The 13,781-nt window shown below is 46.1% G+C and carries 9 protein-coding genes; all 9 read right to left on the reverse strand.

What is annotated here, in order from left to right; translation table 11 throughout:
* Positions 1-53 precede the first annotated feature (53 nt).
* The 9 genes from L3V27_RS17960 to L3V27_RS18000 all read right to left on the reverse strand — a co-directional run bounded on the left by L3V27_RS17960 (position 54) and on the right by L3V27_RS18000 (position 13,067).
* Positions 54-2,462, reverse strand: a complete 2,409-nt coding sequence (locus tag L3V27_RS17960; RefSeq protein ID WP_237312443.1) for a N,N'-diacetylchitobiose phosphorylase — start codon at positions 2,460-2,462, stop codon at positions 54-56.
* 84 nt (positions 2,463-2,546) lie between these two features.
* Positions 2,547-4,466, reverse strand: a complete 1,920-nt coding sequence (locus tag L3V27_RS17965; RefSeq protein WP_237312444.1) for a family 20 glycosylhydrolase — start codon at positions 4,464-4,466, stop codon at positions 2,547-2,549.
* Between the two features lie 8 nt (positions 4,467-4,474).
* Entirely contained in the window at positions 4,475-5,365 is an 891-nt protein-coding gene (locus L3V27_RS17970; RefSeq protein ID WP_237312445.1) for an N-acetylglucosamine kinase, read from the reverse strand.
* Between the two features lie 2 nt (positions 5,366-5,367).
* Positions 5,368-7,107 carry a glycoside hydrolase family 9 protein gene (locus L3V27_RS17975; RefSeq protein ID WP_237312446.1) on the reverse strand — a complete coding sequence of 580 codons (1,740 nt, stop codon included), beginning with the start codon at positions 7,105-7,107 and terminating at the stop codon, positions 5,368-5,370.
* Between the two features lie 62 nt (positions 7,108-7,169).
* Entirely contained in the window at positions 7,170-8,165 is a 996-nt protein-coding gene (locus tag L3V27_RS17980; protein ID WP_005394711.1) for an ABC transporter ATP-binding protein, read from the reverse strand.
* 48 nt (positions 8,166-8,213) lie between these two features.
* Positions 8,214-9,197 (reverse strand): ABC transporter ATP-binding protein, encoded by a 984-nt coding sequence (locus L3V27_RS17985; RefSeq protein ID WP_005394709.1) that lies wholly within the window; start codon positions 9,195-9,197, stop codon positions 8,214-8,216.
* A gap of 2 nt (positions 9,198-9,199) precedes the next feature.
* Entirely contained in the window at positions 9,200-10,225 is a 1,026-nt protein-coding gene (locus L3V27_RS17990; protein WP_005394707.1) for an ABC transporter permease, read from the reverse strand.
* A gap of 2 nt (positions 10,226-10,227) precedes the next feature.
* The gene (locus L3V27_RS17995) at positions 10,228-11,214 is read right to left on the reverse strand and encodes an ABC transporter permease (RefSeq protein WP_005394705.1); all 987 of its coding nucleotides are present in this window, start codon (positions 11,212-11,214) and stop codon (positions 10,228-10,230) included.
* A 170-nt stretch (positions 11,215-11,384) separates the two neighbouring features.
* Positions 11,385-13,067 (reverse strand): ABC transporter substrate-binding protein, encoded by a 1,683-nt coding sequence (locus tag L3V27_RS18000; RefSeq protein WP_005394703.1) that lies wholly within the window; start codon positions 13,065-13,067, stop codon positions 11,385-11,387.
* Positions 13,068-13,781: the final 714 nt, after the last annotated feature.

Genomic DNA, 13,781 nt, shown 5'->3' on the forward strand with positions numbered 1-13,781 from the left:
AACTCAGTGCATCGGATAAATCAAAAGGGGAGAAGAACTCCCCTAAAAGATGATTAACCTAGAGTAACGATAACTTCGTTTACTGAACCTTCCGCTTGAACTGGTACAGATGCACCACTTACAGCTTCACCGTTTACGGTAATCGACTTAACGCCTTTGCTCACTGAATCAGGGTTAACCACTTTGATGTTGTACGTTGCACCTAGCCATTGACGAGTCACTTCGAAACCAGGCCAGTTAGTTGGGATACATGGGTCGATAGTTAGACCATCAAAGCCTGTACGTACACCAAGGATAAAGTTGGTTACGGCGAAGTAAGCCCAACCAGATGTACCTGTTAACCATGGGTGGTTTGCACGACCGTGGTCTTGGTGGTCACGACCCATGATGAACTGTACGTACGAGTAAGGTTCTGCAATACGTTTTTCGATGATGTCGTTCTGGTTGTATGGGTTTAGTGCATCGTAGAACTTCATTGCACGGTCACCACGACCTAATTTAGCCTCAGCTACCCAAGCCCATGGGTTTGGATGTGAGAAGATTGCCCCGTTTTCTTTTACGCCTTGGTAAACGCGAGTCACAAAGCCGATGTCATCGTTTGGTGTTGCGAATGATGGTGAATTTAGGTGAAGTCCGTATTTAGAGAACAGGTTCTCGTCGACTGCGTCCATTGCCTTTTCACCGCGCTCTTGAGAAACCGCGCCAGACAGAACCGCTAGCGTGTTTGACTCAAGGTGTACACGACCTTCTTTTTGCTGCGCAGTACCGATCTTGTCGCCATTTTTCGTTAGACCACGGATATACCAGCCGCCTTCTTCGTCCCAAAGGTGTGTTTCACACGCTTCACGCACGTTTGCCGCCATCTCGGTGTACTTCTCAACGTCAGCGTCTTTGCCTAGGTATTTTGCAAGGTCGATAAACTCTTGTAGCGCCCAGAAGTGTAGGAACGACACCATTGAAGATTCACCACCTCCTAGGTTTAGACAGTCGTTCCAGTCTGCACGTAGACCTTTACAGATGCCCGTTTGACCCACGTATTCAGCTGAGAAGTCTAGCGCAGCTTTCATGTGGTCATACACGGTTGCATCACCGCCATCCGCGTAAGGAATCACTTCGTCGAAGAAGCTGTGCTCACCGGTTTCCATCACGTATTTACAGATGGTTGGTACTAGCCATAGGTGATCATCAGAGCAAGTGTCTTCAATACCGTGGATCTTATCTTCATCGGACGGAGTAGGAACAACTGTTGGAGACTTAGATGGTTTAACATCTGCTTTTTCAGGATCGAACCAATCAGGATCGAATAGGTGTAGGCCGTAACCCGCTTTTACTTGACCACGCAGTAGGTCAACGATACGTTTGCGCGTCATTGCTGGGTTAGCGTGAGGAACTGAGATTGCATCTTGCGCTGTATCGCGGTAACCAAGACCAGTACGACCACCCACCTCAATGAACGAAGCAAAACGAGACCACACCACACAAGTTTCTGCTTGGTACAGTGTCCAAGCATTGATCATGGTGTCTAGACCTTCGTTTGGTGATTTCACTTGGAACTTGCCACAACGCTCATCCCAGTGTGCTTTGATACCCGCAAATGCATTGTCGACTTCTGCAAGGTCTTGGTACTTAGCACGCAGACGTTCACCGTTACCTTTGCCGATACCCAGAATGTAAGCAAAGCGAACTTCTTCACCTGGTTGGATAGTAAATTGCTTGTGCAGAGAGCCACAGTGGTTGTAACACGTTTGTGCGGTGTTAAAACACTTACCTTGTTCTACTGCTAGTGGGTTTGCTTCGTCGCGGTATAGACCTAGGAAGCTATCACGTTGACCGTCGTATGAATCTGGATCAAACGTTGACGCTAGGTAGTAGAAGCCTTCGAAATCGTTCGTGTTGTAGTACAGGTCGTATTCAATCACGCCTTCGTTGTATGACGTACCAGCAGAGTAGAGAGACATCTGGTGGTTTTGGTTATCAGATTGAATGTGGCTGAACGAGAACTCGACAAATGAGAATGCGCTGATCGTACGCGGTTTGTCAGAGGTGTTCTTGATGACCACATCCCAAATTTCTGCATCTTCGCCTTTTGGTACAAAGAGCGTTTTGGTTGCGCTAATGCCGCTGTATTCACACTTGAATTTAGAGTACGACAAACCATGACGAACTTCGTAGTTCGCTTCGTCTAGGCTTTTGGCAACTGGTTGCCAAGAGATTGACCAGTAATCACCCGTCTCATCATCACGTAGGTAAACGTAGTGTCCTGGGCGATCGAATGTCGCGTTTGGACGGAATTTAGTAACACGGTTGTATTCTGGAGAGTTGTAGAACGAGTAGCCACCCGCGTTGTGCGAGATAACGGTACAGAATTTTTCTGTACCTAGGTAGTTGGTCCAAGGAGCAGGTACATCAGGGCGAGTAATGACGTATTCACGATTCTCGTTATCGAAATAGCCGTATTTCATTTGTGTCTTTCCTTTTTACAAAGCTGCGTCTGCAGCCAAAATTTAAAAACTCTTCAAGCGTGATGCTTCTACATCAGCTCTGTATTACTTCCACGGTTTACGGTAATTCACTCCCTGCAAATCAAGCAGCGGTAGGTGTCCTTTCAAACGTGATAAATAGTCGGTCCAGTCTCGGTGTTGTTTGTCTGTCCAACATGCTTCTGCCATTGCGGTTAAGCGCGGGAAGACCATGTAGTCCATACGAGACTGGTTGTTGATGATTTCGCACCACAATGCTGTTTGAATGCCCCAAATGCGTTTACGTATTGGATCGTCGGCTGGCACTTCAGCGAGTGGTTCATAGTTGTAAGCTTTTTCTAGCGGCAACGGGTTAGCCCAATCCACGCCCGGTTCTTCAGGTGCGTAATCTTGGGTCATATCTAGGTAGGTGGTTTGTGCCGGTTGTAGCACCACATCGAAACCTTGGCGCGCGCAGTTCAACGCCGCTTCTTCGCTTAACCACGAATAGATCACTGTGTCTTTGCTGACTTTGTCGCCATGCTGTGCTTCTTCCCAACCCAGCATGCGCTTGCCAAGTTTGCGCAGTTTGTCTTCTGCATGACGCAAGAAGTGCCCTTGTAACTCTTTGTAGTCGCTGTAACCCAGTTGCTCCATTAGTGCTTGGCACGCAGGGCTTTTTGACCATACGCCATTAGGTACTTCATCCGCACCGATATGAACATAAGGCGCAGGGAACAGCGCGGAGACTTCTTCCAACACTTTGTCGATAAACTCATAACTTCCCGGAAGAGCAGGGTTAATAACGTTGTCGTTGTAATGCTGAATACTGCGGTATTCGGTGGTATCTTCAGTTTCTACCAATAGGTGTGGTAACGACTTGATGGCAGCTCGGCAGTGGCCTGGTACATCGATTTCAGGGATAACCGTGATGCCTCGTTTTGAAGCAAAGGCAACCACGTCTTTGATGTCTTCTTGAGTGTAAAAACCGCCATAGCGTTCTGATAGGTGCGTGTATTGAGGCTCTATCGTTTCATCAGGGCCACGCCATGCGCCAATATCGGTTAGTTGAGGCAGTGATTTGATTTCAATTCGCCAACCTTCATCATCGGTCAAATGCCAATGGAACGTATTGAACTTGTAGTGGGCTAATTGGTTGATCAAGCGTTTGACTTGCTCAACGGAGTGAAAATGACGTGCGCAGTCCAGCATCATTCCACGATAACGAAAACGCGGTCTGTCTTTGATTGAACAGCAAACCACTTCCATGGAATTCGGTTGATCGCCAACTTTGATCAGTTGCAATAACGTTGCACAAGCATGGGTAAAGCCAGACGAAGATCCTGCTTCAATTTTGATCGACTCTTCTGCTGCCTTCAGTTTGTAAGCGCCTTCATCCAAGGTTGGGTTGCCTTTGAAGATGATCTGACTGCCATTGTTTGATGCGAACTCAAATTGATGAATGCGCTTAAGCTCTTCAAGTAACCATTCTTTGGCTGAATTGGCTAGGTTTGAATAAACCGCAACGCCAGCTTGATGATTAAAGCTAAAGCAGTGATCACTGACCTCTATATGGTTTGGTTTTGGCAATAAAGGCTGCGCATGCGTCAAGCTGGAAGGGATCTCACTACGTTCACGGTACGGTGAAGCCAATACGATCGGCGTGACATCGACTTGAGCTCGCTGAAGGTTGCCGTTGACTTCAAAGTTGACCAAGGCTTCATTGAATCCATCAGAATAGTAACGGAATGGATTCGAACCAATACTGAACTCGCAGTAAAAATGATGGTTAGCTGCCAGCACCAACCCTTCTGGTTTGAGGGTGCAGTAGCTGCCAATTTGCTTGAGCTGACCATTCGAAATACTATCTGGCAGAATGTAGCGATCAAAAGCAAAAATCAGGCTCCAATTGTGGAGATCTTGATCACTCAAGTTATGGAAAGTCAGTCCGAAACGGCAGTTTTGCTTTTGTTCTGATAGGACGACGAGATCAACACGATATTCCATATCTACTCCTACGCCGCACTGAGCGAGTAAAGGTTATGTTCAGGTTTACCTGCAAACATAATTGCGCCTTCAATCGCGTCAAACTGTGGCTCAACAACCCATTGCTGAACTGGTGGCGAAAGCCAACGTAAAATACGTTCAGCAATGCTGCCCATTAAACAAATACGTGTTGCGCCGCGCTTGTTTAATGCCACGAGAAACATTTCTATATCAGCTGCAGTTTGCTTCAGCATCTCAATTGCTAGTGCATCACCTTGTTCTGCATGTTGGAAAATTGCAGGAGAAAACTGGCCATAATCACGAGGAAGCGCTTGTTTAGACCAAGCCACCACGTTATCAACGTCATTTTCGAAATGCGCCATGACGTGTTGTGCTAGAGGCGTTTTCTCTTTGATGCCATCTTCTGCTAACAAAACTTGTTGAACTAGGCGAAGCCCCATCACTGCGCCGCCACCTTGATCCGAAATCGGGAATTCACGACCACCGACAACGTGCTGCTCCAATCCTTTAAGGTAGATGCCACAAGAGCCCGTTCCTGCGATCATGATTGCGCCATCTTCGCCATTGTGTGCACCAACGCACGCGCCGTAAGCATCTGTATTAAGAGTCATACTGGCAAACGGATGAGGAAGAGACATAAAGGCTTGCCAAGATGCTTTGTGCTCAGCACCTGCAAGGGCTAAGCCGACATGCATCGATGCAAAATCTTGTTGTGTCAGGCTGCCTTGCTCGGCAGCCGAAGTGATGGATTCAAGAATCGAAGCCATTGCAATTTCAGCGCCTAGCATTATGTTGGCGCTTCCGCTTTTGGCCTCGCCAAGAAAATTACCTTGTGAATCTTTAATCCTGGCTCGACATGACGTGCCGCCACCATCAATACCAACAAAATACATCCCCATGATTATTGTTCCTTAATATTTTTAGAGGTTGCCAACTGAGAAATATGCTGAGCTTGACTCATTATCGCGAGTAAGTACCAAGCGCCATGCGGGATCCATTGTTCGCCCCAGCGCCAGTTTTGTAACATGTCGTCTTTTTGTGCTGGTGGGTTAAATGCGATGTCTTCCTCGTCTTCAAAGCCGCCAGTGATTCCGTTACACACACCGCCTTTAGCGTTGAAGAAACCATGTTGAGGAAGGTAATCAGGGTTGTTACGACCATGGCCATCAAGCATGCACATGTCGTATGGGTTTAAGCCTACAATCCAGTTCAATGCATCTTGAGCAAATACGGAAAGTTGTTGCTGTATTTCTTGCGACGCTATATGCGGTTGAGCAAGATACGCCATGGTCGCGAGTGAGCCCAATCGAGCATTCTCGCCTTGCCACCAATAGCCGGATTCATTGTTGTGTGCGACAAAAAATGCATCGCGTTTTGACTCATTTACGCCTTTAACATACTGGCGAGGGTAACCGAATGGGTTGGTCACTTTATTCGATATATTGATCTCAAACTCACACGCTCGGTTAACGATGCGTTTTACCGATTCTGTCTGTACGGAGTCGTCTTCAATTGCTAGATATTCGCACAAGGCAATAACAGGTAGGCCAGCTTCAGCTGCGTGAAAGTATGGACGACTGCCGTCTTGGTTTGCTGACCAAAAGTGTTGAATCTGCTCATCGCTCATTTGGCGGGCAATTAAGCGTTGTGCCCACAAACGGCTCTCTTCCAAGTAGCGAGTTTCTTTGGTGGCTGTAAACAGTTCTACACTGGCTAGTAGCGCACAATATTCGTCGATAATGTTTTCTTCACCATCATTGAGGTACTGCGTATTGTGCTCTTTTAAGTGCCAGTAACCATTTTCAGCAGCATTGCGGTACTTTTGTTGATCGTATTCGCCGTGAATACCTAAACGCGACGCCGCGGCCAGCGCTGCGATGGCGACACCGCCACCTTGTCGAAAGCCTGCTTGGTAGTCGTCAAATTTGTGACCAAGTTGCGTTTCGTAGGCACAAATTTCTCGTTGTGCGGTATCTTTGCTCCACTTATCAAAGACCGTCATGTAGAAGAAGCCTTTTTCGTTTTGCATACGAACAAGGAAGTCTGCACCGAACAGGGCTTCTTCAATAAGACGTGTACGTGTGAAGGCTGCAATGTCTTCGCTTACTTCAAGCAATGAAAGCCCTTTTAGGATGTTCCAAACCACCATTGGAGTTTGTTGAGGGTTCAAATAATTAGCGTATGAAAGATGACTTAAATACTTGCTAACGTCTCCAGATGCGTCGTACCAGCCTCCGTGTACATCAACCGTTTGGTTGGCGTTGAGCACTGGAACTTGTCGATCTTGTTGATCGAAAATTCCACCACAACGTTGTGATTTGAAGTAGTGGATCACATCCGACAAAGTTTGATCTAACAGAATATGTTCGCCAATGGTGAAAGAGGAAGAGCGCGTATCTTCCACTTGCAGGAAATAGTCGCCTGAATCTGTGAAAGGTGAAAAGTCGATGAGGTAGAAATAGCCCTGATGCCAGTTCGCCACTTTACCCTGTTCTTCAATCGCAAAAGTTGCCACGGTTTGCTCGGTAGTGGCACAAATCAATTGGGCAGTGTAAGAAGACAAGTGTGGTTGTTCGGTCTGGACAATGGCTTTCTTTGGGCCCAGATGTTCATAACCAATGTGGTTAGTCAGTAGCAGCATTCAATGTCTCCGGGAAACGATAAAACAGGAATGGGTCAGGCTGAACCTGACCCTCGTTATAATTAATCTTCAAATAAGTAACAGCGAACAAAGTGGTTCTCAGAAAGCTGAGTGACGCCCGGTAGTCGTTCGCGACATTTATCGGTTGCGTGTACGCAGCGTCCTGCAAATGGGCAGCCGACTGAATCCGGTGTCCAAAGTGGGATTTCCCCTTTGTTGCCTTTCAGCTTCTCGTGGATAGACTTCGATGGATCAGGCACAGCAGATACCAACAGTTGCGTATATGGGTGTTGAGGATCGTGAATGATTTCCTCAGTATCCCCCCATTCAACCATGTGACCTACGTACATAACCGCGAGATCTTCAGCAATGTAACGCGCCGTTGCGATGTCGTGAGTGATGTAAAGCAGAGACATTTGTTTCTCGAACTTCATCTCTTCCATCAAGTTAAGAACACCTGCACGAATTGATACGTCCAGCATAGATGTTGGCTCATCTGCCAATACCACTTCTGCACCTACAGCGATATTACGAGCTAGGTTTACACGTTGACGCTGGCCGCCAGACAGCTGATGTGGGAACTTTTGCGCGGTTTCTTTTGGCGGAATCAGACCAACTTGTTCTAGTAGGTCATACACACGCTCTTCCAGTTCCTTTTTGTTGCCTGGTGCAATCTTTTTATGGATTAGCAACGGGCGAGCAATGTGGTGAAAGATATTGTGTGTAGGGTTTAGTGAGCCAAATGGGTCCTGCCATACCATTTGTACGCCTTCACGGTATGTCATCAAGTCATGTCGAGAGGTAATATCTTGGATATCACGACCTCTGTATTCGATTACACCCTCGGTAGGTGCGTACATTTTTGCAATCATTTTAGCGGTAGTAGATTTACCAGAGCCTGATTCACCTACTACTGACAAACCGCGGCTCTTGTACATCTTGAATGACACGTCGTTGATCGCGCGCATTTTTGACTGCTTGATTGAGTTACTATTTAAAGGGAAGTCCTTAACGACATGTTTACCCTCAATCAGCAGTTCGCCGAGTTGTTTGCTCATAATTCTCTCCAGTGTAATTTTGTTCTTAGCTAGCGTTATTTTTTGTTGTTAAACCTTAGCTTGAGCAATCGTGTCGCCGTATAAGTGGCAATTTGAAAAACGACCAGGTTCAATTTGACGCAGCTGAGTTGGTACTCGTGTACAAGCTTCGTGGACGCGGTCGCAGCGAGCTTGGAAGCGGCAGCCTTGAGGAATCTCTAATAGGTTCAAAGGGTTGCCTGGAATACCAGTTAATTTGGTTTTAGGACCAGTTAGTGGAGGGAAAGAGCTACCCAAACCTTTGGTGTAAGGGTGGTAAGGACTTTCCAGAATTTGCTTAGAAGGGGCGACTTCAATCAACTCACCAGAGTACATAATGCCGATTCGATCCGAGAACTCGACCATGAGTGACAAGTCGTGGGTAATGAAAAGGATCGAGAAGCCGAACTCTTCTTTCAGTGCATAGATTTTTTGTAAGATCTCACGCTGAACCACAACATCGAGTGCCGTCGTTGGCTCATCCATGATGATCATCTTTGGATTGAGAGCCAGAGCAATCGCAATGACTAAGCGCTGGCGCATACCACCAGAAAATTGGTGTGGGTAGTCATTCAAGCGGCTTGGGTGAATATCAACGATTTCCAACAATCCTTCGGCGCGCTTTTTCGCTTGTTCACGTGTCATGTTGGTGTGGCGCATGATGACATCGCAAAACTGCTCTTCCATCGTAAGCACCGGATTTAATGCGTTCATAGCACTTTGGAACACCATCGACATCTCGCTCCAGCGGAATGATTGCATACGTTCATCGCTGTACTTGATGATGTCTTCTCCGTTGAAGATGACCTCACCACCAGTGATGAATGCTGGCGGCTTATGAAGACGCATGAGCGAGAAAGCAACTGTGGATTTACCACAGCCAGATTCACCAGCTAGGCCAAAGACTTCACCTGGCGCAATGTCAAAACTAACGTTGTTACAGGCGCGGACATCGCCCGCATCTGTGATGTAATCTACGCATAGGTTACGGATAGAAATTAGTGGTGCAGTCATGATTATTTATCTCCGCTCCATAGTGCATTTTGTGGTGCCATTTCAGGCGCGCGCTCTTTCTTGTCTTTCTCTGCCAGTTTCTTCCAGCGTTTCATGCCTTTGTGAGAACGAAGCTGTGGGTTAGCAATTTCATCAACGGCAAAGTTAAGTAGAGCAAGACCAGTCACCAAAAGAGTTAAGGCGATACAAGGTGCTAATACTTCCCACCATGCGCCAATCAACATTGCTGATGAGGTTTGCACGTTGTAAAGCATGATGCCCCAACTGATGGTGTTGGCATCGCCCAGGCCCAAGAACGAGATTACAGCCTCAGTATTGATAGCGAGCATTACTGAGCCGATGAAGCTTGCACCGACAATCGGGATTAGGTTTGGTAAAATTTCAACGAAGATGATGCGGAATGAAGATTCGCCCAATACTTCAGCGGCTTTCACAAACTCTTTCTCACGCAGAGCCATGGTTTGAGAACGGACAACACGTGCGCCCCACGCCCAAGAGGTACCAGCGATAATCAAGGCAATGGTGAGTGGACCTGCTTCGCCAATAAAGGCTGCCAGTACAAAGAGCAATGGGTATTGAGGGATTACCAGCATGATGTTCATCGCTGCACTCAATATGTCATCCACTTTGCCGCCGAAGTAACCTGCCGAGATACCAATGACCGTTGCTAGGAAACATACGATGATGCCAGCACCAAAGCCGACACCTAGCGATACGCGAGCGCCGTAAGCCACTTGTGACCAAATATCACGACCCATACGTGAAGTTCCCAGAACGTGATCAGCCTTTTTCGACATAATCAGCGTACGACGATCATCTGCTAGATTTTTAGCTACCCAGCCATCAGGATTATTTTGCGCTTGTTTTACGACAAAGCTAGGGTATTCGTGTGGATTACCGGTTCGCTTGTCTGGCGCATGTTTCGTAAGTAAAGGAGCTGCGATCGCAACGAATACGAATACGGTAACAATACCAAGACCGATTCTAGCGAATGAGTTACCTAAAATAAGTTTGAATAGTTCTTTCATGATTATTTGCCTCCCGTACGTAGGCGAGGGTCTAGAATCATGTACAGCATGTCAGCCATTAAGTTGAAGCACAGCATGAACATTGTCATGATAATTAACTGACCTTGAAGTACTTGGTAGTCACGAGCGTGAATTGCGTTAAGTAGCACAGTACCTAGGCCTGGGTAGTTGAAGATCATCTCGATGATCAATTGGCCACCAATGGCCATACCCAAAGACATAGATAGCGCGGTTACACTTGGAAGTAGCGCGTTACGTGCGGCGTAATTGAAGACGACACGGTTCTCGCTCAGCCCTTTGCCTTTCGCCATCGTGATGTAGTCTTCGGCGAGAAGGTTGATCATGTTGTTACGCATATTGACGAGGAAGCCGCCGATCTGAACGATGGTTGCACAGAATAGAGGGAGTACTGCGTGGTAACCCACGTTTTTGATGAACTCCCAGCTTGACCAATCAGGGATAGTACCTGGCGTGTAAGCATAGCCAGATGGGAACCATTTTAGGCCAATCGCAAAGGTAAACAGCGCTAACATTGCGATAACCATCTGTGGGATAGCTTGAATGATCAATGTACCAGGCGTTACGAATGCATCGTACTTACTACCACGCTTCCATGCGGCAAAAATACCGAGTACAGAAGCGATTGAGAAAGAAAGTACAACCGCAGTACCAGCTAGGAAGAGAGACCAGCCAAATGCACTACCTAGTAAAGAGTTAACTGAAAGAGGGTAGAACTGGATAGATGTACCTAGCTCCCAACTTAGAATGTTTTTAATGTACGAAAAGTACTGAATGTAAATCGGCCCATCAACGAAACCGAGCAGTTCTTTCATTGCTGCGATTCGTTCTGGTGTCACCTGTACAGAAGCGTTAGCAAACATCATGGTAACTGGGTCACCAGGCATTGCTCGCGGAATAATAAAGTTTAACGTCGCTGCAACTAAGAGCGCGACAAGATAGAACGACAAACGTCTTAAAAAATAACCCATAACTCACACCTTACTCACCCAGATTTTTTCCCTGTTTCTGGTTTCAGGTCGCTCCTAGCGAAATTTAGAGCGAAAAATCCCCTGACGACGAGCGCCACATATTGGTTTCGTTAACAAGGGATTTTTATAGGCGGCACACGGGATGTATGCCGCTTGAAATGAACTTCTACTTATTTAACTGGTTTTAGGTCCAGTACGTGAAGTAGACGCTCTGGGATACCAGCCCAAATGTTTGGACGGCCCTTAGGATTTTCTTCGTTCCACCAACCAGTGAAGCGAGTTGTGTTGTATTGATACATGTACGCGCCAGATAGCACAGGAATGGTTACTTGGTCCTGAGCAATGATCTTCTGGATACCATGAGCGATTTCTAGCTGTTCTTGCTTATCAGCGGTTTTGTAGAAGCTGTTAAGAAGACCGTCTAACTTATCGTTCTTGTAGAAGTGCATTGCAAAGCGAGGCATACCGTCACCAGACTGTAGCTTCGAGTTGTAGCCGCTGTCCCAGTACAAGTGTGGATCCGCACCGTGGAAGTAGTTGGTGTAAGCAACGTCGTATGTACCTTCTAGCATTGCTTGGTTGTATACCGAGAAATCTGGGGTACGAGCACGTGCTTTAATGCCGACTTCTGCTAGTTGCTCAACAGCTAGTTGTACAGTGTTGTTAAAGTCAGTCCAACCGTTTGGCGATTGAATGAGAAGCTCGAAAGACTTGCCAGATGGTGTATCTACAAAGCCATCTTTGTTTACATCTTTGAAGCCTGCTTTAGCAAGAAGCTTTTTTGCACCTTCGGCGTTGTATGTGTTGTAACCTTTGTACTTGTTGTGCGTCTCTTCGTCAGACCAAGCTTCGAATGCGTAGCCTAGACCTGAAGCGAAGTCATTTACTGTACCGCCACCGTAGAATGCAATGTCGATAATCGTTTGACGGTCTAGCGCCATAGAGAACGCACGACGGAAGTCAACGTTAGTAAGTGCTTCGTTTTTCGCCGCGTCTGGGTTTTTGAAGTTCACTACAAACGCTTGAGTACCCGCTGGTGGGTACCAGTAGTGGTGATTCGGACTTGCTGCAGCGTAAGTGCGGTCGATGTCTGGTACGAATGAAGACGTCCAGTCCATTTCGCCGTTAACGATTTTGCCCAAGAATTGGTCGTTGTTCGCGATTTGTGGCACTCGTAGACAGTCTACATCTAGGTTATCAGCATCCCAGTAATTCGGGTTCTCACACTGAATGTATAGTTGTGGTGTAAAAGTGTCGATTTCGGTAAATGGACCACTACCTACTGGATTTTCGTTTGTGAATGTTGCTGGATCTTTCACTTTGCTCCATACGTGCTTAGGTACAACTGGTACTTTCGCAATTTCGTAAGGAACGTTTGAGTTTGCTTCGCTTAGACGGAATTTAACTTTATAGTCGTTAACTTTCTCTACGCCAGTAACCCAAGAGTTGATACCAGATTGGTCTAGCTCTGGCTTCTCTTTAACTAGGTTGAAAGAATAAACTACGTCATCAGCGGTAAACGCTTTGCCGTCAGACCATTTTACGCCCTTACGAATATCGAAGGTCACGCTCATTAGGTCATCAGCCATGGTAAAGTTTTCTGCTAGACGAAATACTGGCGTGTTACCGTGCATTTCGTTAAAAACAACGAGCGGCTCGTAAATAAAGTCGGTTGTTGTGTGCAGGTTAGTTGCACCCAAGAAAGGGTTAAAGTTACGAACGAAAGTTGTAAACTCTTTAGGGTGGATAGTCAGTTCACTGCGTTCAGCCGCAGTAGCTACCGATGCAAAACCTGTAGTAGCCGTTGCAATAATTGCTGTTGCTAGTGCTGTTTTTTTAATATTGGCAAGCATAGCTGTTCCTTACTATTTGCTTTCATTTCACTAAATGGAATTGAATGTCATCAATTGATAAACACTCTCCAAGACCTACCTCTTGTTTATGCATTACTCATTACAACATTGAGTTTCGCCAAGAGTGGCCTGTAGGCCTTAGGCAGGAGTAAGAAAACACCTTATCCATAAAATAATCAAACTCGATTCTCGTTAAAAACGTTAAAATATCGTCACTCTCCGTTATAAACGTTATTTTGGCTAATTTTGACTAGAGATAGACCAAAAAATAAACGTTGATATGCGTCGCAGTTTATATCCTTGTTAATAGTGATTGTTAGTGATTGCTAACCTAAAATCTATTTAAAATAAAAGCCTTCTGATTCTCTTCCTGGTTCGGAGATCTCGCTCACATGCAGAAAATGTGTTAATTAATTAGCTAAAAATTAATCTGCCGTTCTGTTGTGATTGAGTTCGCAATCTCTGTCAATTGTTGGTTAAAAACCGTTTGTTATCTGAAAAATAGTCTCTTTTATCGACAGTTTTCTCTCATTTATTGCTCTTTTTTTATTGTGAAAATGAAGTGTTTTATTCGCTCGACTCAACCTAGTTTGGGTAGGTTATATCGATAGAAGCGTATGTTTGGAATGCCTACCATGGACAACTTTGTCCAGAGGCTTATTCGGCATCTTAATGTGGTAACGGTAGATAGTCGCTGTCTTGTTCGTCTTTAGA

Origin of the sequence: Vibrio sp. J2-3(2022) (assembly GCF_021725735.1) — a bacterium.
GTDB lineage: Bacteria > Pseudomonadota > Gammaproteobacteria > Enterobacterales > Vibrionaceae > Vibrio > Vibrio diabolicus.

Bases quoted from the DNA above. Each gene is read 5' to 3' on its own strand.
- L3V27_RS17990 (WP_005394707.1), bottom strand. From the start codon at position 10,225: ATGAAAGAACTATTCAAACTTATTTTAGGTAACTCATTCGCTAGAATC.
- L3V27_RS18000 (WP_005394703.1), bottom strand. From the start codon at position 13,067: ATGCTTGCCAATATTAAAAAAACAGCACTAGCAACAGCAATTATTGCA.
- L3V27_RS17985 (WP_005394709.1), bottom strand. From the start codon at position 9,197: ATGACTGCACCACTAATTTCTATCCGTAACCTATGCGTAGATTACATC.
- L3V27_RS17995 (WP_005394705.1), bottom strand. From the start codon at position 11,214: ATGGGTTATTTTTTAAGACGTTTGTCGTTCTATCTTGTCGCGCTCTTA.
- L3V27_RS17975 (WP_237312446.1), bottom strand. From the start codon at position 7,107: ATGCTGCTACTGACTAACCACATTGGTTATGAACATCTGGGCCCAAAG.
- L3V27_RS17970 (WP_237312445.1), bottom strand. From the start codon at position 5,365: ATGGGGATGTATTTTGTTGGTATTGATGGTGGCGGCACGTCATGTCGA.
- L3V27_RS17965 (WP_237312444.1), bottom strand. From the start codon at position 4,466: ATGGAATATCGTGTTGATCTCGTCGTCCTATCAGAACAAAAGCAAAAC.
- L3V27_RS17980 (WP_005394711.1), bottom strand. From the start codon at position 8,165: ATGAGCAAACAACTCGGCGAACTGCTGATTGAGGGTAAACATGTCGTT.
- L3V27_RS17960 (WP_237312443.1), bottom strand. From the start codon at position 2,462: ATGAAATACGGCTATTTCGATAACGAGAATCGTGAATACGTCATTACT.